The following is a 25,092-nucleotide window of genomic DNA, read 5'->3' as shown; positions in this document are numbered from 1 at the left end:
GGAGTGAGACGTTGGCTTTCCCTGGAGCACCCCTCATCCGTCGCCTTCGGCGACACCTTCTCCCACAAGGGGAGAAGGGAAGACCAGCGTTACGGCCTTCTGAACCCCGTCGGCCCGCCATAGAGATAGCCGATGCGGTCGATCGCGTCCTTCAGCCCTTCGCGCGATACCAGCATGGTGTGGCCGTTGGCGTGGATCATGTCGCGGGCGTCGGTCATGATGGCGACGTGGCCCTTCCAGAACACCAGGTCGCCGCGTTTCAGCCCGGCATAATCCGGGCCGGGATCGAGCGGTTCGCCAAGGCCTGCCGCCTGCATGTCGGAATCGCGCAGGACATTGCGGCCGGCTATGCGCATGGCCAGCTGCACAAGGCCCGAACAGTCGATGCCGAAGCCGGAGGCGCCGCCCCAGAGATAGGGCGTGCCAAGAAACATCTCGGCCACCGCGACGTAGTCGTGAGCGACGTCGCCAAGCGGGCGCAGATGGCCGGCGATCAGCGCCTCATCGGAGGGCAGCAGCGCATAGTGGGTGCCGCGCGTTTCGGCAGTGCCGGTCACCGTCACCGTCGAGCCCATCGACAATTGCCCGCTGATCGGGAAGCGCAGATCCGGGCCGGGATAGAGGAAGGTGCGCGGCGCAGAGACAATATGGGTGGGCGCATGCTCGCGAGCACCCAACATGGTGGCACCGACATAGCCGACATAGCCGTCGCGTTCGGCCTGGACCCAGGCCCAGCCTTCGGCTTCCTCGAAGACAAGCACATCGTCACCAAACAGCACCTGCGTGTTGACGCCGGCGTCCGGGCGCGGCGCCTTGCGGATATCGGCCACGGAGGCCGCAATGCGCGCCGGACGGCCGGCGACGAAGCGATCGGCCGATACCTCGCCTTTCAGCCTGGCATCGGCGAGGTCGGAACGGAAGGCGTGAAGGCGGGCATCCCTGGCAGTCAAATCAGCAATCCAGCTATTGGGTATGGTCAGATGGGCAGCTCATGCGCCCGGGCAACGATACCATCGCCGAAGCGCTCGACAAAGAGCGCGCCTTCGACAGTGCGCCGGATCAGCACGTTGCGCTTGTCGAGCTCGTCGCGATGGCGCGACACCAGCTTCAGCGCGCCCATCGTATCCAGCGCGCGGGTGATGACCGGCTTGGTGACGTTGAGGCGGGCTGCCAGGCCGCGCACTGTATGCGGCGGCGGGTCGAGATAGATGGTGAACAGGATCGCCGTCTGGCGCATGGTGAGATCGGGCGCGCCACCGCGCACCTGCGACAGCATCACCTGCTGCCACAGTCGCATCGCCTGGCTCGGACGCATCGAAATCGACATCGCCCGAGCATGACGGCAAATTGTTTCGGTTCCGTTTCAGTTTGGAGGCCGTGCACTATGCCTCACGACCTCAGGCATAGCGCCTCGAAATGATCCGCTCCAGCGCACGGATGCCTTGCGCCTCGCCGCCGGCAGGCCCGTAGGGGCGGTCGGACGGATTCCAGGCAAAGATGTCGAAATGCGCCCAGCCCGGCGTCCGCTCGACAAAGCGTTTCAGGAACAGCGCCGCGGTGACCGAACCGGCAAAGCCGTCGGTGGTGACATTGTTGATGTCGGCGATCTTCGAGGCCAGCCTGGCATCGTAGGGCCGCCACAGCGGCATGCGCCACAATGGATCCTCGACGGCAACGGAGGCCGCCACCAATTCGGACGCCAGCGCTTCGTCGCCGGTGTAGAAAGGCGGCAGATCGGGACCGAGCGCGACGCGCGCGGCCCCGGTCAGCGTCGCCATGTCGATCAACAGTTCAGGCTCCTCATCATCGGCCAGCGCTAGTGCATCCGCCAACACCAGCCGCCCTTCGGCATCGGTGTTGCCGATCTCGACGGTGGTGCCCTTGCGGCTGGTCAGCACATCGCCAGGTCGGAAAGCATTGCCGGCAATCGAGTTCTCAACCGCCGGGATCAGGACGCGCAACCTTACCTTCAACCCGGCAGCCATGATCATCGAGGCCAGGCCCAGCACATTGGCGGCGCCGCCCATATCCTTCTTCATCAACAGCATGCCCGACGACGGCTTGATGTCGAGACCGCCCGTGTCGAAACAGACGCCCTTGCCGACCAGCGTCACCTTCGGCGCATCGGCCCGTCCCCAAATCATGTCGATCAGGCGCGGCGCGCCGACGGAGGCGCGGCCGACCGCATGAATCATCGGAAAATTCTGCTTGAGCAGATCGTCGCCCTTGATCACCGACACCTCGGCCTTGTGTGTCGCCGCCAAGGTCCGCACGGCCATTTCCAACTCGTCCGGTCCCATGTCACTGGTCGGCGTATTGACGAGATCGCGCGTCAGGAAGACGCCGTCGGCGATGCGGCGGACACGGCCCGCATCGGCGCCGGACGGCACCGCAAAGCGCAATGCCTTGCCTGGCTTCTTGCCGTATCGGGTGAAGACATAGCCGCCAAGAACCAGGGCTATGGCCGAGAGTTCCGGCTCGGCATGTGCCGAGGCAAGGTGCCAGTCGCCCTCCGGCAGGGCTCTCGCCAGCGCACCGATGGCCAGCGCGCCCTCGCCTTCGCCGATGCCGAACAGAGCGCCGGCAAGTGCGCCGTCTGCGCCGGGCACGGCGAGCGTCCTGCCGGCTTCGCCGGAAAAGCCGTTGGCGGCCGCCCAGGCGATCGTGGAAGGCGAAAGCCCCAAGGCCTCCAGGCCATCCCTCGCGACCAGATGGACGGGCAAGGCAGTGTTTAGTGTCTCGACGAGTTCGACAGGCATTCGATGGTCTCCGCGCAGGCTTGCAAGTCGTCCCCAGTCACCTGACAGGGACGTCGAATGATTTCAACCTCTATGCACAGAGGCCAGGCATAGGAAAATGCCAAGCCAATGGCTTCCGGCGGACGACGTACCGATCTCAACGGGCCACTTTTTAACTATCCGTTAGGGTTAACAGAATACTTCTGGGGGAATGAAGACGGCCACGCAATGGCCGCGCGCAGGAATGGAGAGCCCCGTGCCGATGCCTACCGACCGCAGGATGAACGTCACGGGCAAACGGCTGATCACCACGGCGTTGCTGATGGCGCTCGCGGCCGGTGTTGCCGGGTGCGGAACCAGCAAGCTCACGACCGGCTCGATCGGGCGCACCAGCGGCAAACCGCTGGAAACCATGTCGGCCAGCGAGTTGCACAGCGCGACCACGCGGCTCGGCGAATCCTACGCAAAAAATCCCAACGACAAACGGCTGGCGACAAATTTTGCGGCGGCGCTGCAGATGGACGGCGATGCCGACCAGTCGCTTGCCGTGATGCGCAAGCTGGCGATCGCCTACCCCAAGGATCGCGACGTGCTCGCCGCTTATGGCAAGGCCCTCGCCGCCAACGGCCAGTTCGAGTCCGCGCTCGACGCGGTGCGCCGGGCGCAGACGCCGGAATATCCAGACTGGCGGCTGATGTCGGCCGAGGCCGCCATCCTCGACCAGATCGGCCAGAAAGATGAAGCGCGCCAGGATTACCGCAAGGCGCTGGACCTCAAGCCAAACGAGCCCTCGATCCTTTCCAATCTCGGCATGTCCTATGTGCTGGAAGGCGATCTGCGCACCGCGGAGACCTATATGCGCTCGGCCGCCCAGCAACCGAACGCCGACAGCCGGGTGCGCCAGAATCTGGCGCTGGTCGTGGGACTTCAGGGCCGTTTCGACGAGGCCGAGAAGATCGCCTCGCAGGAGCTTTCGCCCGAACAGGCGCAAGCCAATGTGGCCTACCTTCGTCAGATGCTTGCCCAGCAGAACGCCTGGAGCCAGCTCAAGGATCAGGACAAGGGCAAGCCGGCGACCAACTGAGCGCCGAATACACTTCCGCGCAGCGCAAAATCCATCCACATCAAAGCTGAAAACCCGAGAGCCGCATTGCATCGGTAACGCGGCTCTTTCGTATGGCTGCAACGAAGCCTACTGGCTCGAGGAATTGTGCTGGTCGCCGAAGATGCCGCGCTGGCTGACCTGCATGCCGGCCGGTCCAAGAATGATGGCGAACAACACCGGCAGGAAAAACAGGATCATCGGCACGGTGAGCTTCGGCGGCAGGGCGGCGGCCTTCTTCTCGGCCGCATTCATGCGCATGTCGCGACTTTCCGAGGCCAGCACGCGCAATGCGTGCGCAACGGGCGTGCCGTAACGCTCGGCCTGGACCAGCGCCTGGGACACCGACTTCACCGATTCCAGGCCGGTACGAGCCGCGAGGTTTTCATAAGCCTGCTTGCGCTCCTGCAGATAAGAGAGTTCGGCATTGGTCAGCACGAACTCCTCCGCCAACGCCACCGACTGCGAGCCGATCTCATCGGCGACCCTGCGCATTGCAGCCTCTACCGACATGCCCGACTCGACGCAGATCAGCATCAGGTCGAGCGCATCCGGCCACGCCCGCTGGATCGACTGCTTGCGCTTGGCGGCACGGTTGTTGACGTAAAGGATCGGCGCGTAGAAACCGGCATAGGCGACAAGGATGCAGACGAACAGCTTCACGAAAGCCGGCCGGTCCGGCAGCCCGCCGAGCACGAACAGATAGATCGCCGCCAGCGCGAAACCGACAAAGGGCAGGACCAGGCGGAAAAACAGGAAGCGCGTCAGCGGGTTCTGGCCACGAAAGCCCGCCACTTTGAGCTTCTGCAACGTGCCTTCATCGGCCAGCGCACGCCGCAGGTCCAGCCTGTCGACGATGTTGCGCATGCCGATAGACTGTTCCTCGCGCAGGCCCTTGCGGCGGCGATCGGCTTCGTTGGCCAGCCGCGCGCGCTGCTTGGCGCGCAGTTCGTCCCGCTCCAGCGCCACCGATTTCATGCGTGCCTTGAGCTGATTGCCGCCCAGGGCCGGCAGCAGCGTGAAGACGGTCGCAAACACCGCGATGCCGACCAGCAATGCGATCAGGAAGGCGGGATCGGTCAGCGATTTGACGACTTGGTCGGTCATTCGTTTTCAGTCTTTTCGTTTCGAGCTTTCCGAAGTCGGGCCTAAACCTCAAAGTTCATCATCTTGCGCATCACCAGAATGCCGATAGACATCCAGACGCCGGAACAGCCGAGGATCAGATTGCCGGTGCTGGTGGTGAACAACGGCATGATGTAATTCGGACTCGACAGGTAGACGAGAAGGGCGACGACAAAAGGCAGCGCGCCGATGATGACGGCCGAGGCCTTCGCTTCCATCGACAGCGCCTGGACCTTGGCCTTCATCTTCTTGCGATCGCGAAGCACGCGCGAAAGGTTGCCCAGCGCCTCGGAGAGATTGCCGCCGGCCTGCGACTGGATCTGGATGACGATGCCGAAGAAGCTTGCCTCGCTGCATGGCATGGTTTCGGCCATGCGCAAGGTGGCATCGGGGATGGACATGCCAACCTGCTGTGAATCGACGATGCGGCGGAACTCGGTCTTGACCGGCTCCGGCGATTCATTGGCGATCAGGCGAATGGCGTCGTTGAGCGGCAGGCCGGACTTGACGGCGCGCACTATGATATCGAGGGCGTTGGGAAATTCGTTGAGGAACGCCTTGACCCGGCGCGCGCGGCGAAGCGAGACGAACCAGCGGGGCAGGCCGAGCGCGCCGGCCAGCAGCGCGCCTGGCAAGACTAGCAGCGGCGCGCCGGCGAAATAGGCAAGCGCCGTCAGCGCGATGCCGCAAACGAGGGAGTAGAGATAGAAACGCTCTATCGAGACCTGCATGCCGGCCTGACGGAGCTGGGCCTTCAGCGGCGGCTTTTTGACAACGCGTTCGTTGGTCTTCTGCTTTTCGTCGAGCTGTTTGAGTGAATCCTGGACGGATTTGCGCCGCTTGGCCGCCTCCGCGACACGATCGCGTGAAGCCTTGACGACCGAACGATCGGTCTCGGCGGCCTTGATCGTCTCGAGCCGCTTGCCGGCCTGCTTCTCGTTGTTCATCTGGGTGAACAGGAAGGCATAGGCGACCGCACCGGCGCTGAAGCCAGCGAGCACGATGAACGCCAGTACGGTGGTGTCAATTCCGAACATCGACCTTGGTCCCCACGCCTCCAGATGCGTCAGTCAGCGCGTTTCTCCATCGATTCCAGCGCATTGGCGAGGCGCTGTTCCTCGCCATAGTAGCGGGCGCGATCCCAAAAATGCGGACGGCCGATGCCGGTCGAGACATGCTCGCCAAGCAGCCTTCCGTTCGAGTCCTCGCCCTTGATGTTGTAGAGCACGATATCCTGCGTGATGATGACGTCGCCTTCCATGCCGATCACCTCGGTGATGTGGGTGATGCGGCGCGATCCGTCGCGAAGGCGTGCTGCCTGGATGATGACATCGATGGAGCCGACGACGATTTCGCGCACGGTCTTCTGCGGCAGTGAATAGCCGCCCATGGCAATCATCGATTCGATACGGTTCAGACATTCGCGCGGGCTGTTGGAGTGGATCGTTCCCATCGAACCGTCATGGCCGGTGTTCATCGCCTGCAACAGGTCGAAAACCTCCGGTCCGCGCACTTCGCCGACGATGATGCGTTCGGGCCGCATGCGCAGGCAGTTCTTGACCAGGTCGCGCATGGTCACCTCGCCTTCGCCCTCGAGATTGGGCGGGCGGGTTTCGAGACGCACCACATGCGGCTGCTGCAGTTGCAGCTCGGCCGAGTCCTCGCAGGTGATGACGCGTTCCTCGCGGTCGATATAGTTGGTCAGGCAGTTGAGCAGCGTCGTCTTGCCGGAGCCGGTGCCGCCGGAGATGACGATGTTGCAGCGGACGCGGCCGATGATCTTGAGGATCTCGGCGCCCTGCGGCGAGATGGCGCCGAACTTGACCAGCTGATCGAGCGTCAGCTTGTCCTTCTTGAACTTGCGGATGGTGAGCGCTGTGCCGTCGATGGACAGCGGCGGGGCGATGACGTTGACGCGGGAACCGTCGGGTAGGCGGGCGTCGCAGATCGGGCTCGATTCGTCGACGCGGCGGCCAACCTGGCTGACGATGCGCTGGCAGATGTTGAGCAGTTGCTGATTGTCGCGGAAGCGGATGCCGGTCTGTTCGACCTTGCCGTTGACTTCGATGTAGACGTTCTTGGAGCCGTTGACCATGATGTCGGCGATATCATCGCGGGCAAGCAACGGCTCCAGCGGGCCGTAGCCTAGCACGTCGTTGCAGATGTCTTCGAGCAGCTCTTCCTGCTCGGCAATCGACATTGCGAAATTTTTGATGGCGATGATGTCGTTGACGATATCGCGGATTTCCTCGCGCGCGCTCTCGGGATCGAGCTTGGCGAGCTGCGACAGGTCGATGGTGTCGATAAGCGCGGAGAAGACCTGACTCTTGGTGTCGTAGTAGGTCTCGCTGCGTTCGCGCTGGACCTTTCTTGCCGGCTCCGGCGCCATCGGCGGCGCCTCAACAGCACGGCGAGCGGGCGGCATTGCCGGCGCAGCAGACGGCGGCGCTGCGGCGGGCCGGGAAAGAACGGCAGTGTCCGCGGGCTTTGCAGCCGCCGGCGCCGCGGGCGGCGGTGCTGGCTGACGGAATTCCGGGATGGACCGGCTGCCGTCGTCGGAGCCTCTTTTACCAAACATGATCGACTACCAATTCCGCTTGAGAAGCGTCATTTCTTGTTACGCGAGAGCTTGCCGAGCAGGCCGCCAAGGCCTGCCTTCTTCTTGGCCTTGATTTCGCTGCGACCGGTCAGCACATGCGCGATTTCATTGATCATGCCGACGACCGGGCTCTTGGCATCCATCTCGCCCAGCATGCGACCGTTGTTGGCGGCGTTTCCAAACAGCAACGGGTCGAAGGCGATCACCGACATCGGCGTGATGCCGAGCGGCTCGGCGAAGTCGGAAGCTGATATTTCGGGTCGTTTCGGCACGCCGGCCTGATTGATGATGAGCTTCGGCGGCGCATCGTTCGGACGAAGCCGCGTCAGCATATCGACCATATTCTTGGTGTTGCGCAGATTGGCCAGTTCCGGTGTCGCCGTGATGACGATCTCGTCGGCCTTCATCAGTGTGTTCTTGGTCCAGCCGGTCCAGACATGGGGGACGTCGAGCACCAGCAGCGGCACGCTGCGCTGCGCGGTGTCGATGAGTTGTGTGAAGGCCTCGGGATCAAAGTCGTAGACCCGCTCCAGAGTGGAGGGCGCGGCAAGCAACGACAGATGCTCGGCGCACTGGGCAAGCAACCGGTCGAGATAGACCTCGTCGACGCGTTCGGGTGAAAACACGGCCTCGGCTATGCCTTGCGCCGGGTCCTGGTCGAAATTTATGTTGGCCGTCCCGAAAGCCAGGTCGAGATCGGCGACGACCACTTCCGACTTGAACAGTGATGACATCGCCCACGCCACATTGTGGGCGATGGTCGAGGAGCCGACGCCGCCCTTGGCGCCGATGAAGGCAATCGAGCGGCCGATCGGCTCGGCCTCCGGATCGACGAAGATCGACGACACCACGGAGACGACATCGGCCATCGACACCGGCGCGATGACATATTCGGAAATACCGAAGCGGATGAGTTCGCGGTAAAGCCCGACATCGTTGTAGTGGCCTATCACCACGACTTTCGAGGAGGGATCGCAATATTCGGAAAGCTGGGCGAGCTGCTCCAGCAATTGCTTCGGTTCGCTGCGCGATTCCAGCAGGATCAGGTTCGGCGTGGGCGCCGACTGGTAGAATTCGATCGCCGTGGCGATGCCGCCCATATGCACTTTCAGATGCGCCTTCGCCATGCGGCGGTCCTCGCCGGCCCGCTCCACCGGATGCGCGACACCTTCGGTCTCGCAAAATGCCTGTATCGAAATACGCGGGACCGGCCGCAGCGCCTGCATCGCGGCAATATCTGATTGCGAGCTGTCGCCGCCGTCTACGGGCGCGTCGTAGGCAAGATTGCTCATCGTCATGCTCTTTCCGTGACTTCTCTTTCCGGTCTCTACGCGGGACTGGCGCTCCTAGTACGTCACTTCCGAATTGCCGAGGAACTCGTCCGAAATACCCCTACCGCGATAGACGTCGATCACCGCACCGCGGTTCTCGGCGTCGATATCGGTCGACTTTCTTGGCCCCAGCAGATCGGCCGGATTGGCGAGCTGCGCGGCGAGGTTGTTCTGAGACGAGCAGCCGTAATCGGCGTAGTGCTTGTTTTCCGAGGTCTCGAACAAGTCCTCGGGCCAGCGCCCGCATTTGTCGGTCTGGGCTCTCACCGAAATATAAGAGACGCGGATAGGCGCCGAGGCTTCCGGGGAAACCGACTGATAGGAGGTAACGACGATCCGGTTTCGCTTGATGCCGCTGGCAACCGCCAGCCTGGCGAAATCGCGTGCCGCGGCAGTCGCTGCCACCTCGTTGGCCGAGCCGATCGGGGTTGCGATCGTCAGCGCCGGGGCAGCGCTCTTGTCGTAGCCGTCGAGGAAGCCGAGAAGCGTGTCGCGCTGCGAGCCGGTCATGCCGCGATCACCGGCGCCGACCGGAAGGTCGATCTTCTGGTTCTTCTCGGCAATGACGATCGGATGCGTGGTGCGATAGTCATCGGGAATTGCCCCAACCGTGATGCTGTCGCGCTTGGCGCAACCGGCGAGCGAGGCCGCGATCGCGATCGCCAGGATCGGTATTGCCGATCGGCGGATCCGGGCACCACCGGACCGCACTGTTGCGGCGACCGCCATTGACTTCGATGCTGACTGAGACATGTCCGCTCCCCGCTTACTTGTAGATGAAGCCGACAACGCCGTGGTAGCGGCCGTTGGGCTTGTCGGTCTGCATGGTGCCGTAGACGCGGTTGACGCGGCCAAGGAACATGGCCGGGCCATCGCCGGCGGCATTGAAATTGTCGTCCGGCTTGGCCAGGTCGTTGCGCGCCACCGGCCGCGCCAGATAGGGCGTGATGATGATCACCAGCTCGCTTTCGTTGCGGACGAAATCGCGGCTGCGGAACAACGTGCCGAGCACCGGGATCTTGGCAAGGCCGGGCAGACCCGAGACCGCCTGGCGGACGTCGTCGCGAACCAGGCCGGCGATCATCATCGAGCCGCCTGACGGCAATTCGACGGTGGTGTCGGCAAGTCTCTTGCGGATCGACAGGAGCGTCGTGCCGGGCAAGTTGGCGGCGCCTTCCAGGGTGGTCGCACCTTCCATGGTCGGCTCCGACACGGAGGTCCTGACCTTGAGGCTGATCCGGCCCGCCGACAGCACAACGGGCTGGAACTCGAGGCCTATGCCGTATTCGAGCTTTTCGTTGGTGTAGGTTACCTGGCCGGTCTGGTTGTCGGTCGAAACGTTGTTCGTACGTGCGGTGATAAGATTGAATTCGCCGCCGGCCCTGAACGTTGCCTTCTCGCCCGAAACCGCCGTGAGGGTCGGTTCGGCAAGCGTCTTCATGACGCCGCTCTGCTCCATGGCGTTGATGTAGGCTTGAAGGCCATTGCCTTTCCCGTCACCCAGCAGATTCAGCGCCGAATTCTGCGAAATCGGTTTGCCCAGCCCGTAGTTGGGCGAACTCAGCGCACCGTAGGAAATGCCGTCGATGCTGCCGTTGCCGACCATATTGACGCCGAGCTGTTTCATCACCGAGCGGCTGACTTCGGCCACGGTCACCTTCAGCGTCACCTGGTCGTCGCCGATGATCTGCAGCAGGTTGACGATCTTCGAGACCCGGCGCTCGGCATCGGGATTGTTGATGTCGACGCCGCCATTGGCATTGCCACCGGCTGCGGTCTGCGAATACTGGCCGGTCGTCGCTTCACCGCCTGACACGAAGATGGTTGCCAGATCGACGGCGCGTTTGGCATCGAGCGGCGTGTCGACGGTGCCTGTCAGGACGACGTTGTCGTTCAGCAACTCGACCTTGATCTCGGCGTTCGGAAGGAAGCGCTTGAGGTAGTCCTCCAATCCGGCGACGTCGCGTTCGACGGCCAGATCGAGGCTGACGATCTGCTCGCCATTGGGACCGAAGACGAAGATGTTGGTTTCGCCCACTGCCTTGCCGAACAGATAGATGCGCCTTGCCGTGCGCGTCACCGCATCGGCGACCGCGGGGTTGGCGACAAGGATGTCGTAGGCGTCGCTCGGCAGGTCGATGACCACCGATTTGTTGAGGCCGAGCTTCACGCGTTGCGTGGCCGTCGAAGCCGTGACCCCGGCGCTCTGGCCGGCGGCCTTGGCCTCGAGGAGGCCGCTTGCATGGGCTCCGAGGATAAGCAGGCCGATTGCCGCAGCCATAGTTGCCGGCAGTTTAGCGATTAACCTCATTTCCTTGCCCCTACTTCGGAAACTTCGCCCGATTTGATCAACCGCACAGTTCCGCGCCGCCCATTGCCGGAAACGAGGTAGTCGGCTTCATCCGTACCTTTTTCCTTGTTGTCGGTGATCGAGCGCAATGCCAGCGTCAGGCGATCGGCCATCTGCTGGGCGACAGTGATGATCTCGGCCTGCTGCGGCGTCAGCTCCAGCGTCGCCGTCTGTCCGACCCTGGTCTTCTTGCCTTCCTCGTCCTCCTGGATGGTCTGGTCGATCGCCAGGACCCGGATGTTCTTGAGGATGGTTTCTGTGGTGAACCCGCTGCCGGCGTTGCCGGTGTCGGATCTGCGGGTCATGATGACGTCGACAAAATCGTTGGGCAGGATAAAGCCGCCTGCCGACGTATCGGCCGAGATCGCGGTGGCGACGGCCCGCATGCCGGTGGGCAGGATCGACGACATGAAGCTCTGCCCCTCGCCGATCAGTTTGGAGCGCCGCAACGGCTCGCCGGTGTACATGGCGACGCGCGCAACAGAGCCTTTCAGCTTCTCCAGCGCGTCGGGTTCGACGGCACGGGTGATGAAATTCGCGTTGATCCCTTCGGCCGGCCAGGACTCCCAGCTGATGTTGTTCTCAAGCGGACTGCCCATGGCGACGTCACCGGAAAGCACGAGCACATCCTGCAAGGCGATTGCAGGCGCCTGAGGCGCGTCGACAACGACCTGCTGGGGCGGCGAGACCGCCACCATGTTCTTGGCAACGTAACCTGCACCACCCGCCGCAGCCACCGCCACGCCCAGAATGATCAGTCGGGATGCTGGCATCTGTCCGAACCCTCGCCTTTAGGTAACCACCTAGCCAGGCCGGACTTTGCAGCGGCAATCGTCAAAACAAGGTTAATATAATGCTTACGATCGTGATTAATTTAAGGTTTAAATAAATTAGATGCATCCTACGCTGCGACAACAAAAAGGCGGCCAAGCCGCCTCTTTTCATCGATGCCGGAGCGGCAAAGAAGTTCGCTGTATCAGGTCGCCAGCCTTGCCAATGCCCATACCATCAAAGGTGAATCCGGATAGGTCAGCAGCCCGCCAATGCCGAGTGCAATGCCGTAGGGAACGCCAGTCGTGTCGTCGGCGAAATGGCGCAGGAACGGATTGTGGCTGGTGTAAGTCGCCAGCGGCGATTTCCGATAGAGAAGGATGGCGAGCGTCAGCAGGCCACCAATGAACGTCGAGATCACGAGATACTCGACAAGGTGAGGGTTGAACCCCATCCAGACGGCGGTGCCGGCGAGCAGCTTGGCGTCGCCGCCCCCCATGCCGCCAAGCGCAAACAGACCGAACGTCACGGCCAGCACCAGGGCGCCGGCAGCGAAATGCCAGCCATAGGTTGCCCAGTCCATGCCCGTCAACGGCGCAACCAGGGCAAACACCGCCAGCAGCAACACCGGTACGCGGTTGGCGATCGTCATCGACAGCATGTCGGAGATCGCGGCAAAGAGCATGCAAAAGGGAAAGACGACGAAGATCAGGGCTTCAAGCATCGGCGCGGCGCCTTGGTCAGATGTATCGGACTTGAGCCTAGACAGGTTCGATTAACGATTGATGAGGCAGCGATCTCAAATTTACGGTGTCGCCTGCGAATTGCGGATTCAGATCCCGCGCGTCGCACAAATGAAACAAGGGCCGCAAACAGCGGCCCTTGTTCCCAAACAATCGCTGATCCGTAAGTATTACGGAGCCTTGCCGGTCGAGACGGCAGTGGCGATGGCGTTGAACTTGACGCCCAGGGCGTTGCCGAGCGAACCAGCACCGACCATGATGGCAAGCGCGATGAGAGCGGCGATCAGACCGTATTCGATAGCGGTCGCGCCGGACTCGTCCTTCACGAAACGTGCGATGAGATTAGACATTCGAGAGCTCCTACTCCACGTGTTACAGCACTTCCGTCAACTTCTGTGCGGTGGTTGATCGGATGCTGCCAATCTAGGGAGAAGCTCTTTCAATCGGCTTAATAAACAGCCTTACCGATTCCTTTCGCGCTTCGAGCAGCATGCGTGGTTAACCGTAAACTAAACGTCGGACAGCGGCTCGCCTACCCGTGAAAAGGCCGCGAAAGCTGGAACTTCAGGGCTATCGGCAGGACGCTCTTTATATTAGCCAGTGGCAAAATGCGTGCGGATATCCCAGGCCCGGTCATCGGCTTAACCGTTGGTTCACCAATCTCCTTCATGTTCCGTTGAACAAGTTTGCCGTGGAGCGCCTCGATGACCGCCATGAATTCGTCATTCCTGCTTGCCGCGCTTCTCGCCGTTCCGGCCTTTGTGCTGCCGGCCAAGGCCGGAGCCGGCATCGAAGTGACGATGAACCAGGCCAAGATCGTCAAACTGACACGCCCAGCCGACACCATCGTGGTCGGCAATCCGGCGATTGCCGACGCCTCCGTCCAGGATGCATCGACGATCGTACTGACGGGCAAGGGGTTCGGCGTCACCAACCTGGTTGTCCTCGACCAGGAGGGCAGCCCAATCATCGACGAGCAGGTGACGGTGGTGCGCCAGGACGCGTCGTCGGTGCGTATCTACAGGCGCGCTTCGGTACAGACCATGTCCTGCACGCCTTATTGCGAGAGTTCGTTCAAGAGCGAGTCGGAGAAGGCATCCGAAGCCGAAATGAGCGCCGGCCAGTAAGCGCCTGGGCTGCTCAGTTCCCCGAAATGTCACTTCGGTTAGCGGCCGGTTAATGCCTTTCCGTCGAATTTAACGGTCATCCAAACCGGACCTCAATGGGTTCTCGCTAATGTTGCTGACGGCACCGCATGAGGGTCGGCAGGGACGTGACATGGGCGACGTTTTGGACGGGCGTTTGAACGAGGATTCAGGACGTAAGATCGCGAAGGCTGGACGCGTAACGTTTACCCGCCGCTTCCTTGGCGATCGTCGCGGCAGCACGGCGATGGAATTCGCCATGCTGGCGATCCCGTTTGCGCTTCTCGTCTTCGCCATCCTCGAGAGCTGCATTTCATTTGCCGGACAGGAGGTGATGGCCAACATCACCGACGACGTTGCCCGCCAGGTCCGCACCGGCCAATTGAAGCCGGCCGACCTGACCGGAACCAAGCTCCGGGACCTCATCTGCACCAGACTGGAGATCATGGTCGCCAAGACCTGTCCGGGACTACTGGTGGATCTGCGCGAATATCCGACCTTTGCCGATGCCGCCACGGCTGGCTTCAAGATCGTCGATGGCGAGATCGTGCTGACGCAAGGCACGAACTCGATGAGCTTCGCCGTGACGCCGGGCCTGGCGGAAACGAAGAATATGCTGCGGGTCTTTTACAAATGGCCGGTCATGACCGATTTCATGGCCAAATCGATGGCCAATCTGAAAGACGGCAACACGCTGCATTTCGCATCGGTGACCTGGCAGAACGAACCGTTCGACGACTGAGAACTCAGCGTTATTTTGGCTTAAAAGGAAACAGGCATGTATCGTGGGGGGGCACATCAGGGATTTTCGGGTATCTGGGCTCGAGCGGTGCGGTTCTGCTCGGATCGCCGCGGCGTCGCGGCCATCGAGTTCGCCTTCATCGTGCCTGTGCTCCTGGTCATGTATTTCGTGACCATGGAGGCCTCGCAGGCCATAGAGACCAGCAAGAAGGTCAGCCGTATCGGCTCCATGGTTGCGGATCTCGTGACGCAGCAGACGTCGGTCACGCAAGCAGACGTCGATGCGATCATGAAGATCGGCACCTCGACCCTGCAGCCCTACAACCGCTCAACGCCGAACATCATCGTCACGGCGATACAGATGACGGACGAGGCCTCGCCCACGGCAAGAGTAGTGTGGTCGCGCAAGGTGGTGAACGGCGCCTATTCCGCCGACGCTAAGAAGGACGAACCAACCACCGTGCCCACTACGCTTAACATCAGGAACACTTTCCTTATCCGTGTCGAAAGCCAGCTCGGCTACCAGCCCATCATCGCATGGGACGTCGACAATGCGAAACGGATTGGCTTGACCAGCTCCTTCTTCAGCATCATCAACATGGGCGAGACCTACTATCTCAGGCCGCGCCGGGTTCTGACGCTGCCCTGCAGCGACTGCTGAGCCCCGGATCTATTGGCCGCTGCTGTCCGACAGCAGGCGCACGATGGCTGTTGCCATCGCATAGTCGCCAGCGGCGGCTGATATGAAGCCGCCGGAATGTTTCGCTTCCACGAAATCGTAGACTTCCGGCGACTGCGATCGGAGATTGGTGAGGAAGACGGTCAGCCGGCGCTTGGCTTCGGGATCGAGATCGCTGCGGACGGCGTGGGGGCCGTATCGCAGCACATCGGAGGTCCAGATGATCTGGAGCGCGGCTTTTGGAACTCCCGCCGCCTCCAGCCGCGCCGCCGTGCCGTCCGGATCAGCCGGCTGATCGCCAGTGATCGCCGTCCGGTTTTCCGCCGTGGCCCGCTCCCAGCCGAACACGGCATCGGCCTGGCCATCGACCAGCATCGCTTCGGCAGCGGCGGCCGAGCCGGCATGGGTGAGGAATGGCCCATCTTGGCTGATCTTGATGCCATCGGCGGCCAGCCCGGCGAGCGGCAGAAGAGAACCGCCGACATTATCGGAAGGCGCCATGGCGATGCGGTGCGTTTGCATGGCTGCAAGATCGGGAAGCTTGCTGTCGCGCGTCAAAAGCACGGAGCGGATGCCGGTGGCGCCGTCGGCATCGACCGGCGCCACCAGAGGTTCGACGCAGCCGCAGCGCTCCAAGGCGGTGGCGTAGGCGGTCGCCGAATAGACCGCGTACTGAATCCGGGCAGTGGCCTGTGCCTCGATCAGCGCCGCATAGTCATGCGCGACGACAAATTCCACCTTCATGCCGAGCGCCTTGCCGTAGGCGTCTGTCAGCAGGGCCAGACCCGGAACCGTGTTGCCTGCGCCCGGCTCGGCAACGATGCCGATCCGAAACGTCCCGATCTGGTCGCGCCAGTCGGCGTGCGCGGCGTGCGGCAAGGCCAGCAACGCCACGCTGGTCGCCAATGCCCTCCAACCCGGCCCTATGGCGAGATCCGCCCGTGTCATCGTTTCATGCCTCGTACCGCCGTTCCTCGAAGCGCGCCGCATGTCGCAAGGATGCGTACACCCGCGCCTGCCCGCCGTTGCGACTATTGCGCCAAGCCGTTGCGGTCTGGTTTCCGATTTGCCAATGCCGCGACGGGACCTTATGTCTGGTCACCCAGACTGGCAATGACGGCACCGATGGCGCGCGCTTTCCTCTTCGTTCTCGATTCTTTCGGTATTGGCGGCGCGGCCGATGCCGAACGCTATGGCGACGCCGGGTCGAACACATTCGGACATATCGCCCAGGCCTGCGCGGAAGGCCGCGCCGATCGCGAAGGCCTGCGCAAGGGACCGCTTTTGGTGCCCAACATGGTTTCACTCGGTCTAGCCCGCGCCGCGCACACTGCGACCGGCTTCCGGTTCGACAGCACGGCCGACGCTGTTTCGGCCTCCGCCTTCCACGGCGCCGCGCAGGAGATCTCGAGCGGCAAGGATACGCCATCGGGCCACTGGGAAATCGCCGGCCTGCCTGTGCGCTTCGACTGGGGCTATTTCCCCGATACGGTGCCCGCCTTCCCTGCCGAACTGACCGAAGCGATGATCCGCGAAGGCAACGTGCCGGGCATTCTCGGCAATTGCCATGCGCCGGGCACGGAGATCATCGAACGCTTCGGCGAGGAGCATATCCGCACCGGCAAGCCGATCTGCTACACCTCGGTCGATTCCGTCCTGCAGATAGCAGCGCACGAGGTGCATTTCGGCCTGGAGCGTCTCTACGAGTTCTGCAAGACGGTGCGCCGGCTGGTCGACCCGCTGAAAATCGGACGGGTGATCGCACGGCCCTTCCTTGGCGATACATCCGCCACCTTCGAGCGCACCTACAACCGCCATGACTACGCCGTGCCGCCGCCCGAGCCGACGCTGCTCGACCGCTTGACCGGGCGCGGCAGCCGGGTGATCGCGGTCGGCAAGATCGGCGACATCTTCGCCCACCGCGGCATCTCGGAAGTGCGCAAGGCGCCCGGCAACATGGCAATGTTCGACAAGGCGCTGGGCGCGATCGACGATGCCGGCGACGGCGACCTGGTGTTCGCCAATTTCGTCGACTTCGACACCGAATTCGGCCACCGTCGCGACGTCGCCGGCTATGCGGCGGCGCTCGAAGCCTTCGATCGCCGGCTGCCCGAGGCGCTGGTGAAACTGAGGCCGGGCGATCTGCTGATCCTCACCGCCGACCACGGCAACGATCCGACATGGCGCGGCACCGACCACACGCGTGAACGCATTCCGGTCATCGGCACCGCACCGGGTCTCACGGGCGGCGACATTGGGCTCAGGACGACCTTCGCCGATATCGGTGAAACCGTGGCCGAACACCTCGCGCTGGGGCAAGGCCGACACGGTACCTCCTTCCATGCGACGATAGGCGGCCATGCCTGAGCTGCCCGAAGTCGAAACGGTCCGGCGTGGCCTGCAGCCGGTTCTGGAAGGTGCGCGCATCGTGCGCGTCGAGGCACGCCGGCCCGATCTCAGATTTCCGTTTCCGGCGAAATTTGCGCAGCGGCTGACCGGCAAGACCATCACCGCGCTTGGCCGCCGCGCCAAATATCTGACCATGCATCTGGACGGCGGCCCGGTTCTGATCTGCCATCTCGGCATGTCGGGCTCGTTCCGTATCGAAACCGCTGATGACAGCGAGACGCCAGGCAAGTTCCATCACGAGCGCTCGAAGGATGCCAAGCACGACCATGTCGTGTTCCACCTCGTGTCGCCAGCCGCCGTCCAATCTCGCGTGGTCTTCAACGACCCGCGCCGCTTCGGCTTCATGCTGTTTGCGGAAGGACTGGCCGACGCGCACCCGATGCTGGCGGGACTGGGCATCGAGCCGACCGGCAACGCGCTGGACGGCGCCCTGCTCGCCTCGCTGCTGAAGGGCCGCAGATCGCCGTTGAAGGCGGCGCTGCTCGACCAGAAGCTGATCGCAGGGCTCGGCAACATTTATGTGTCGGAGGCGCTGTGGCGCGCCGGCCTGTCGCCAATGCGCGAGGCAGGCACTATCGCCGGGGCCGGCAAGAAGGCCAAGGAACAGAGCGAACGACTGGCGGAAGCGATCCGTTCAGTGATTGCCGACGCGATCGCCGCCGGCGGGTCGTCGCTGCGCGACTATGTGCACACAGACGGGTCGCTGGGCTATTTCCAGCATTCCTTCGCGGTCTACGATCGCGAGGGCGAGCCCTGCCCGACGCCCGGCTGCCGCGGCCACATCGAGCGCGTCGTGCAAAGCGGCCGCTCGACCTTCTATTGCCGGACCTGTCAGCGGTGAGCTAGAGCGGCGGCGACCCGTTCCAGCTATTGTTTTGACGCAATTCCCAAGGGAAAGCGCTATGCGCTTTTCCCGGGAAAACCGCTCACACTTTTCCTGGAATTGCTCTAGACCGATCCCTTCAATGCCGGAACGAGGAGGCCAGCCCATGAGTTATGAAACCATCATCGTGGAGACGCGCGGCAAGGTCGGCCTGATCACGCTGAACCGGCCCAAGGCGCTCAACGCGCTGAACGCCCAGGTGCTGGCGGACATATTGGTGGCAGCAAAGGGGTTCGATGCCGATCCGGGCATCGGCGCCATGGTCATCACCGGTTCCGAGAAAGCCTTTGCGGCGGGCGCCGACATCAAGGAAATGCAGACCATCGCCTACGCCGACGCCTATGTCCGGGATCTTTTCGTCGGCTGGGAGGAATTCACACGCACGCGCAAGCCGATGATCGCGGCGGTCGCCGGCTATGCGCTGGGCGGCGGCTGTGAGCTGGCGATGATGTGCGATTTCATCATTGCCGCCGACACCGCAAAATTCGGCCAGCCCGAAATAACGCTCGGCGTCATTCCCGGCATGGGCGGATCGCAACGGCTGACCCGCTTCGTCGGCAAGTCGAAGGCGATGGACATGTGCCTGACCGGACGGATGATGGATGCCGCGGAGGCCGAGCGGAGCGGCCTGGCGTCGCGCGTCGTGCCGGCTGGGGAACTGGTCGACGAAGCGCTGAAGGCCGCAGCCAGGATCGCTGAATTTTCGCTGCCCTCGGTGATGATGGCCAAGGAGGCCGTCAACCGCGCCTACGAGACGACGCTGGCCGAGGGGTTACGCTTCGAACGCCGGCTGTTTCACTCGCTGTTTGCGCTCGACGACCAGAAGGAAGGCATGGCGGCCTTTGCAGAGAAACGCAAGCCGAATTTCACCAACCGCTAGCGTCAACGCGTTACAGCATGATGCCGCGACAAACGGTTTCCGTTCGTCCGAGAAAAACGGCTTCACACCTTTCGGCATCAGGCTCTGGCGGCGGAGGCCAAAAAGAAGCCAAAGCGGCGTTGACGTGCCGGGAAAGCTGAACTATAAGCCGCTCCAACCGAGGCGGCCGTTGGCTGCCCGTTTGTTTTTTGCGCCCTGCGGCATCCCGCATGCGCTCACCAGATCAGAAGAGAGGCACCATGGCCAATACCTCCTCGGCCAAAAAGGCAACGCGCAAGATCGCCCGCCGCGCAGCGATCAACAAGAACCGCCGCTCGCGCGTGCGTACCTATGTCCGCCAGGTCGAAGAGGCACTGGCTGCCGGCGACAAGGCAGCTGCGCTGGAAGCCTTCAAGACCGCAGAGCCGGAATTGATGCGCGCCGCGACCAAGGGCGTGATCCACAAGAATACGGCATCGCGCAAGGTGTCGCGTCTGGCACACCGCCTCAAAGTGCTGTCGGCCTGATCGACCGCTTCTGAACTGTCGTTCTTTCAAACCCGGCCGATCGCGCCGGGTTTTTTCGTTTGCCGGCAAGTACTTAAAAAAGAACGCCCGCAAAACGCGCCCGGCCCGCATTCCAGAGTTCGGAATGCTTTGCCGGCATATACACTCCCACTGATATTCCAATCCGCCGAAACGGCCCACGCCAATAAATTTGGCTGTCACAAATTACTGATATTTTTCAATGGCTTGCAGTCGGTGATCCACAGCTTGTTCACATCGCCTGTGGGCGACAGGCGGCAAGTTGGTGTCAAGCGAATTATTTCAGAAAATTTCAAACCGCACAGCCATTTTCATATTCGCGGCAAAAGGGTTTGAATCACAATGGCTTTGTCAAAATCTACGGTTCCAGGACGGGACCCGAACCCTTCATCCGTAACCAGATTCCTTAAAAATCCGTTAGACGTGGCCTTGCCCTATCCACAGCGATTTCGGTAATGTCGATCTATCGAAAGGGACGGGCCATTAGCCCATAACCCAGCCTGAATCGGCCAGCTCACAGTGGCAGAATTCATGACGCGGATCAATTCCGCGAACGGGTATGGTTTGTCTGTTCGATGCGGTAGGGGACTGGCGTAATTTGTACATGGCAGGTCGATGGCGCACCGGCGTTTTCGCTGGGTGGTGTCGCTTTGCCCGAACATGTCAGACGGACTGGCTTTAAGCAGCCGGGACCGATCCCTTGCTGACGAGGCAACGTCATTCGCCGGCGGCGGTGGTGGTGTTGTAGCGAAGATACGGTCGTCGGAAACATGGGTGCAGGAGGCGCATCCCCGGCGGAAAAAGGTACAGAAGAACAAGGGACGCACAATCATGCAGAGCGGCATCGAGCGGGAGCTTACGGGCGACCTGCCATTTCCTGGAACATTGGTCGGAACGCACGACATGGCGGCTTCCAGCGACGCGGAACAGAAGTTCGACCGGGTCAAGGCCCAGTTGAAGGCGCGTCTGGGAACCGAGGTCTATTCGAGCTGGTTCGGGCGGATGAAGGTGGCGGAGGCTTCCCGGGGCATTGTACGCATCTCTGTGCCCACGGCCTTCCTGCGCTCGTGGATCAATGGTCACTATCTCGATCTCATCGCCGATCTGTGGAAGCACGAAGACCCCGAGGTCCTGAAAATCGAGATCGTCGTGCGCACCGCGACCCGTCCGGCCCGCAATGGCGTCGAGCCCGAAGCCGTACCTGCGCGCAAGATGACCAAGCAGACGCAGACCGCACTGGCCGCCGGTACGGCGGGTCCAGGCCGGGTGGAGCGGGCGCCCGCCCCTCGCCCCGGCACGCCGATCGAGGCCGAGTTCCGGCACAATGTGCTGGGGTCGCCGCTCGACCCGCGCTACACGTTTGGCTCCTTTATTGAAGGCCCGTCGAACCGGGTGGCCTTCGCTGCCGCCAAAGCCGTGGCGGAATCGCAGTCGAGCGCGGTTCGCTTCAATCCGCTGTTCCTCCATGCCACCGTCGGCCTCGGCAAGACCCACCTTTTGCAGGCTATCGCGGCCGAGTCGCTGAAGCAGAATCCGAAGTCGCGCGTGGTCTACCTCACGGCCGAATATTTCATGTGGCGCTTCGCCACCGCGATCCGCGACAACAATGCGCTGACGCTGAAGGAACAGCTGCGCGACATCGACCTGTTGATCATCGACGACATGCAGTTCCTGCAGGGCAAGTCGATCCAGCATGAATTCTGCCATCTCATCAACATGCTGCTCGACAGCGCCAAGCAGGTGGTGGTTGCAGCCGACAGGCCGCCGTCGGAACTGGAATCGCTGGAGCCGCGCGTGCGTTCGCGCCTCAATGGCGGTGTCGCGCTCGAAATGTCGGCGCCGGACTTCGCCATGCGCATCGGCATGCTCAAGCTAAGGCTTGCCACGGCCAAGGTCGACGATGCCTCGCTCAATATTTCGGAGGAGATCCTCAACCATGTCGCCCGCACCGTGACCGGCAGCGGCCGTGAACTGGAAGGCGCGTTCAACCAGCTGCTGTTCCGTCAGTCATTCGAGCCGGCGATCACCATCGACCGCATCGACGAAATCCTCGGCCACATCTATCGCTCGGGCGAGCCGAAGCGGGTGCGCATCGAGGACATCCAGCGCATCGTGGCGCGCCACTACAATGTGTCGAAGACAGAGCTTCTGTCGAACCGGCGCACGCGCACCATCGTCAAGCCGCGGCAGGTCGCCATGTACCTGTCGAAGGTGATGACGCCGCGTTCGCTGCCGGAGATCGGCAGGCGTTTCGGCGGTCGCGATCACACCACGGTGCTGCATGCCGTGCGAAAGATCGAGGACCTTTCCGGCGTCGACAATACGCTGGCGCAGGAGCTGGAACTGTTGCGCAGGCTGATCAACGATCAGGCCTGACGGCGAGGCAAACAGAGCGCGCCGGGTTTAGAGTATCCGGTCGGCGCGCTTTAGATTTCTTGTTTTGATGCATGTCGTTGTCCCCAAAACCGCTGCGCACTTTTGGGCGACATAGTCCTTTTTGATGCATGTCGTTGTCCCAAAACCGCTGCGCACTTTTGGGCGACATGCATAGGTTGGCGGCCATTGCCCGCTTTATCCCCAGAAAGCCCGCGTAACCGGCGCGAACCGGTGGCGCGGGCTTGCGTTTAACGGCTTTTTCCTGTCAGTTTGCATAGATTCTGAGCCTGTTCAGACCTTTCGCGGGGCGCCGCCCACTGGTGACCCGTTCATTCATTCAAGCGAGCCTGTTTCGTCATGCGTGTTATCCTGGAACGGTCAAATCTCCTGAAGTCGCTCAACCACGTTCACCGCGTGGTCGAACGGCGCAACACCATACCGATCCTGTCGAACGTGCTGCTCAGCGCCGAGGGCGCCAGCCTTGAAATGAAAGCCACCGACCTCGACCTCGAAGTAACCGAAGCGACACCCGCCAAGGTCGAGCGCGGCGGGGCGACGACGGTTCCGGCGCATCTGCTCTACGACATCGTGCGCAAATTGGCCGACGGCGCCGAGGTGATGCTGAAGACCGACGAGGACGGCAATGCCATGACGGTGACGTCGGGCCGCTCAAGCTTTCGCCTGCAATGCCTGCCGCAGTCCGATTTCCCCGAGCTTTCGGCCGGGTCGTTCTCGCACATCTTCCGGCTCGATTCCGTCGCCTTGAGAGGCCTGATCGAGAAGACGCAGTTCGCCATTTCCACTGAAGAGACGCGCTATTATCTCAACGGAATCTACCTGCACACGCATGAGACCGGCGGCAAGCTGAAGCTGCGCTCCGTTGCAACCGACGGCCACCGCCTGGCGCGCGCAGAGATCGACGCCCCGGCGGGCTCCGAAGGCATGCCGGGCATCATCATTCCGCGAAAGACGGTCAGTGAGTTGCAGAAGCTGGTCGATGATCCGGATGTCGCTGTCACCACCGAATTGTCCGACACCAAGATCCGCTTCACCATCGGCAGCGTGGTTTTGACCTCGAAGCTGATCGACGGCACCTTCCCGGACTATCAGCGGGTCATTCCGACCGGCAACGACAAGAAGCTGATCATTGATCGCCAGAGTTTTGCCGCCGCCGTCGACCGCGTCTCGACCATTTCCTCCGAACGCGGCCGCGCGGTGAAGCTTTCGATCACCGAGGGCCAGGTGACGCTTGCGGTGAACAATCCGGATTCTGGCAGCGCCACCGAGGAACTGGCCGCCGACTATTCGTCCGACCCGATCGAGATCGGCTTCAACGCCAAATATCTGCTCGACGTAGCCGCCCAGCTGACCGGCACGGAAGCGAAATTCATGCTGGCCGATGCCGGTTCGCCGACGCTGATCCACGACATGGCCGACGAAACCGCGCTCTACGTGCTGATGCCGATGCGGGTGTAGCCGCGCCGCGGCAAACCTTCGGTGTGACGGCTGCGGCGACTTCTACAGGCGGATAGCGGTTGCCCCAGCAAAACCATATAAGTAAGCTTACACTTACGAACTTCCGCAACTATGCGGCGTTGTCGATCGGCTTTTCTCCGGGCGCCGTGGTGTTTTCCGGTGACAATGGCGCCGGCAAGACCAATCTCCTGGAAGCCATCTCCCTGTTGACGCCCGGCCGCGGCCTGCGCCGGGCGCCCTATGCCGACGTGGCCCGTGAAGGCGGTGATGGCGGTTTTGCGCTGCATGCGAGGCTCGACGGGCCGGATGGGCAGGTCGAGATCGGCACCGGCATCACCGGTGGTGAAGCCGCCGGCGAAGGCGGCCGCAAGGTGCGCATCAATGGCGCGCCGGCGCGTTCGGCCGATGCCATGCTCGAGTGGCTGCGCGTCGTCTGGCTGACGCCGGCCATGGACGGCCTGTTCCCGGGACCTGCCGCCGACCGCCGCCGCTTTCTCGACCGGCTGGTGCTGGCAATCGATCCCGGCCACGGCCAGCGTGCCCTCCACTATGAGAAGGCGATGCGCGGGCGTAATCGATTGCTTACGGAAGGCGAGCGCGACAGCGCCTGGTTCGATGCCATCGAGATGCAGATGGCCGAGACCGGCGTGGCAATTGCAGCGGCGCGCGCCGAACTGGTGCGCCTGCTCGCCGCCATGATCGACAGGCTGCCGTCCAGCGGGCCGTTTCCGCAAGCCGATATCAGCCTGTTCGGCGACCTGGAAAGCGATGTGGCCACTTCGCCAGCGGTCGACGTCGAGGAACGCTATCGCGCCGCCCTCGCCGAAGGCCGCGAGCGCGACCGCGCTGCCGGACGCACGCTGGACGGTCCGCACCGTTCGGATCTTCTCGTGCGCCACCGCCCCAAGGCGATGCCGGCCGAACTCTGCTCGACCGGCGAGCAGAAGGCGCTGCTGGTCGGCATCGTGCTGTCGCATGCGAGGCTGACCGGCGAGATGTCGGGGATGACGCCGATCCTGCTGCTCGACGAGATCGCCGCCCATCTCGACGCCGGCCGGCGCGCCGCACTGTTCTCGATCCTGGAAGAATTGAACTGCCAGGCCTTCATGACCGGAACCGACGCCTCGCTGTTTTCCAGCCTTAGAGGACGCGCGCAATTCCTCACGGTCGACCACGGCACGGTTGGGCCAACCGAAGCCCCCTGACAAGATTTTCCTTCC

The 25,092-nt window shown here is 62.5% G+C and carries 25 protein-coding genes; 11 read left to right on the top strand and 14 right to left on the bottom strand.

The window, feature by feature from the left end:
- Positions 1 to 89 precede the first annotated feature (89 nt).
- From AC04SG_RS04945 to AC04SG_RS04935, 3 genes are all read right to left on the bottom strand, one after another.
- Entirely contained in the window at positions 90 to 950 is an 861-nt protein-coding gene (locus AC04SG_RS04945; protein WP_488550135.1) for a C40 family peptidase, read from the bottom strand.
- Positions 951 to 976: 26 nt separating this feature from the next.
- Positions 977 to 1,327: a MarR family winged helix-turn-helix transcriptional regulator gene (locus tag AC04SG_RS04940; protein ID WP_488550134.1), complete on the bottom strand. Its 351-nt coding sequence runs from the start codon at positions 1,325 to 1,327 to the stop codon at positions 977 to 979.
- Positions 1,328 to 1,397: 70 nt separating this feature from the next.
- Entirely contained in the window at positions 1,398 to 2,759 is a 1,362-nt protein-coding gene (locus tag AC04SG_RS04935; protein ID WP_488550133.1) for a leucyl aminopeptidase family protein, read from the bottom strand.
- A gap of 241 nt (positions 2,760 to 3,000) precedes the next feature.
- Between AC04SG_RS04935 and AC04SG_RS04930 the strand changes: the two genes are divergently transcribed.
- Positions 3,001 to 3,822 carry a tetratricopeptide repeat protein gene (locus AC04SG_RS04930; protein WP_488550232.1) on the top strand — a complete coding sequence of 274 codons (822 nt, stop codon included), beginning with the start codon at positions 3,001 to 3,003 and terminating at the stop codon, positions 3,820 to 3,822.
- Positions 3,823 to 3,930: 108 nt separating this feature from the next.
- Here AC04SG_RS04930 and AC04SG_RS04925 read toward each other — a convergent pair whose 3' ends face one another.
- The 10 genes from AC04SG_RS04925 to AC04SG_RS04880 all read right to left on the bottom strand — a co-directional run bounded on the left by AC04SG_RS04925 (position 3,931) and on the right by AC04SG_RS04880 (position 13,474).
- Positions 3,931 to 4,947 carry a type II secretion system F family protein gene (locus tag AC04SG_RS04925; RefSeq protein WP_352555248.1) on the bottom strand — a complete coding sequence of 339 codons (1,017 nt, stop codon included), beginning with the start codon at positions 4,945 to 4,947 and terminating at the stop codon, positions 3,931 to 3,933.
- A 41-nt stretch (positions 4,948 to 4,988) separates the two neighbouring features.
- On the bottom strand, positions 4,989 to 6,002 hold the full coding sequence (locus tag AC04SG_RS04920; RefSeq protein ID WP_488550132.1) for a type II secretion system F family protein: 1,014 nt from the start codon (positions 6,000 to 6,002) through the stop codon (positions 4,989 to 4,991).
- A gap of 29 nt (positions 6,003 to 6,031) precedes the next feature.
- The gene (locus AC04SG_RS04915) at positions 6,032 to 7,543 is read right to left on the bottom strand and encodes a TadA family conjugal transfer-associated ATPase (RefSeq protein WP_488550131.1); all 1,512 of its coding nucleotides are present in this window, start codon (positions 7,541 to 7,543) and stop codon (positions 6,032 to 6,034) included.
- A gap of 29 nt (positions 7,544 to 7,572) precedes the next feature.
- Entirely contained in the window at positions 7,573 to 8,856 is a 1,284-nt protein-coding gene (locus AC04SG_RS04910; protein WP_376775146.1) for a CpaE/TadZ family protein, read from the bottom strand.
- A 54-nt stretch (positions 8,857 to 8,910) separates the two neighbouring features.
- The gene (locus AC04SG_RS04905) at positions 8,911 to 9,648 is read right to left on the bottom strand and encodes a CpaD family pilus assembly protein (protein WP_488550130.1); all 738 of its coding nucleotides are present in this window, start codon (positions 9,646 to 9,648) and stop codon (positions 8,911 to 8,913) included.
- Positions 9,649 to 9,661: 13 nt separating this feature from the next.
- On the bottom strand, positions 9,662 to 11,206 hold the full coding sequence (locus AC04SG_RS04900; RefSeq protein WP_488550129.1) for a type II and III secretion system protein family protein: 1,545 nt from the start codon (positions 11,204 to 11,206) through the stop codon (positions 9,662 to 9,664).
- Positions 11,203 to 12,018, bottom strand: a complete 816-nt coding sequence (cpaB, locus tag AC04SG_RS04895; protein ID WP_488550128.1) for a Flp pilus assembly protein CpaB — start codon at positions 12,016 to 12,018, stop codon at positions 11,203 to 11,205. The genes AC04SG_RS04900 and cpaB overlap by 4 nt, the downstream gene beginning before the upstream one ends.
- Before the next feature lie 203 nt (positions 12,019 to 12,221).
- Positions 12,222 to 12,740 carry an A24 family peptidase gene (locus tag AC04SG_RS04890; protein WP_112560528.1) on the bottom strand — a complete coding sequence of 173 codons (519 nt, stop codon included), beginning with the start codon at positions 12,738 to 12,740 and terminating at the stop codon, positions 12,222 to 12,224.
- Positions 12,741 to 12,929: 189 nt separating this feature from the next.
- Entirely contained in the window at positions 12,930 to 13,109 is a 180-nt protein-coding gene (locus tag AC04SG_RS04885) for a Flp family type IVb pilin (RefSeq protein WP_488550127.1), read from the bottom strand.
- Between the two features lie 182 nt (positions 13,110 to 13,291).
- Positions 13,292 to 13,474 (bottom strand): hypothetical protein, encoded by a 183-nt coding sequence (locus tag AC04SG_RS04880; RefSeq protein WP_488550126.1) that lies wholly within the window; start codon positions 13,472 to 13,474, stop codon positions 13,292 to 13,294.
- Between AC04SG_RS04880 and AC04SG_RS04875 the strand changes: the two genes are divergently transcribed.
- The 3 genes from AC04SG_RS04875 (at position 13,464) to AC04SG_RS04865 (ending at position 15,306) form a co-directional block, all read left to right on the top strand.
- Positions 13,464 to 13,886: a pilus assembly protein N-terminal domain-containing protein gene (locus AC04SG_RS04875; protein ID WP_488550125.1), complete on the top strand. Its 423-nt coding sequence runs from the start codon at positions 13,464 to 13,466 to the stop codon at positions 13,884 to 13,886. The genes AC04SG_RS04880 and AC04SG_RS04875 overlap by 11 nt on opposite strands.
- Before the next feature lie 151 nt (positions 13,887 to 14,037).
- The gene (locus tag AC04SG_RS04870; RefSeq protein WP_488550124.1) at positions 14,038 to 14,646 is read left to right on the top strand and encodes a TadE/TadG family type IV pilus assembly protein; all 609 of its coding nucleotides are present in this window, start codon (positions 14,038 to 14,040) and stop codon (positions 14,644 to 14,646) included.
- A gap of 36 nt (positions 14,647 to 14,682) precedes the next feature.
- A complete protein-coding gene (locus AC04SG_RS04865) occupies positions 14,683 to 15,306 on the top strand; it encodes a TadE/TadG family type IV pilus assembly protein (protein ID WP_488550123.1) in 624 nt (207 codons plus the stop codon).
- 9 nt (positions 15,307 to 15,315) lie between these two features.
- Here the strand turns inward: AC04SG_RS04865 and AC04SG_RS04860 are convergent, their stop codons facing one another.
- Positions 15,316 to 16,272 (bottom strand): phosphate/phosphite/phosphonate ABC transporter substrate-binding protein, encoded by a 957-nt coding sequence (locus AC04SG_RS04860; RefSeq protein WP_488550122.1) that lies wholly within the window; start codon positions 16,270 to 16,272, stop codon positions 15,316 to 15,318.
- A 177-nt stretch (positions 16,273 to 16,449) separates the two neighbouring features.
- On the opposite strand from AC04SG_RS04860, the gene AC04SG_RS04855 reads away from it, so the two are divergent.
- The 7 genes from AC04SG_RS04855 to recF all read left to right on the top strand — a co-directional run bounded on the left by AC04SG_RS04855 (position 16,450) and on the right by recF (position 25,077).
- Positions 16,450 to 17,691 (top strand): phosphopentomutase, encoded by a 1,242-nt coding sequence (locus AC04SG_RS04855; protein ID WP_488550121.1) that lies wholly within the window; start codon positions 16,450 to 16,452, stop codon positions 17,689 to 17,691.
- Positions 17,684 to 18,574 carry a bifunctional DNA-formamidopyrimidine glycosylase/DNA-(apurinic or apyrimidinic site) lyase gene (mutM, locus tag AC04SG_RS04850; RefSeq protein ID WP_488550120.1) on the top strand — a complete coding sequence of 297 codons (891 nt, stop codon included), beginning with the start codon at positions 17,684 to 17,686 and terminating at the stop codon, positions 18,572 to 18,574. Before AC04SG_RS04855 ends, mutM begins: the two co-directional genes overlap by 8 nt.
- Positions 18,575 to 18,722: 148 nt before the next feature.
- Positions 18,723 to 19,496: an enoyl-CoA hydratase gene (locus AC04SG_RS04845; protein ID WP_192250016.1), complete on the top strand. Its 774-nt coding sequence runs from the start codon at positions 18,723 to 18,725 to the stop codon at positions 19,494 to 19,496.
- A gap of 239 nt (positions 19,497 to 19,735) precedes the next feature.
- On the top strand, positions 19,736 to 20,002 hold the full coding sequence (rpsT, locus tag AC04SG_RS04840) for a 30S ribosomal protein S20 (protein WP_023681995.1): 267 nt from the start codon (positions 19,736 to 19,738) through the stop codon (positions 20,000 to 20,002).
- 849 nt (positions 20,003 to 20,851) lie between these two features.
- On the top strand, positions 20,852 to 22,396 hold the full coding sequence (gene dnaA / locus AC04SG_RS04835; RefSeq protein WP_352555276.1) for a chromosomal replication initiator protein DnaA: 1,545 nt from the start codon (positions 20,852 to 20,854) through the stop codon (positions 22,394 to 22,396).
- Between the two features lie 357 nt (positions 22,397 to 22,753).
- Positions 22,754 to 23,872: a DNA polymerase III subunit beta gene (gene dnaN, locus AC04SG_RS04830; RefSeq protein ID WP_023669575.1), complete on the top strand. Its 1,119-nt coding sequence runs from the start codon at positions 22,754 to 22,756 to the stop codon at positions 23,870 to 23,872.
- A 59-nt stretch (positions 23,873 to 23,931) separates the two neighbouring features.
- A complete protein-coding gene (gene recF, locus AC04SG_RS04825; protein ID WP_488550119.1) occupies positions 23,932 to 25,077 on the top strand; it encodes a DNA replication/repair protein RecF in 1,146 nt (381 codons plus the stop codon).
- Positions 25,078 to 25,092: the final 15 nt, after the last annotated feature.

The organism is Mesorhizobium sp. CNPSo 4684, assembly GCF_057784315.1.
Note: the sequence above shows the minus strand (reverse complement) of the source record. Positions and strands in the feature narration are given on the sequence as shown.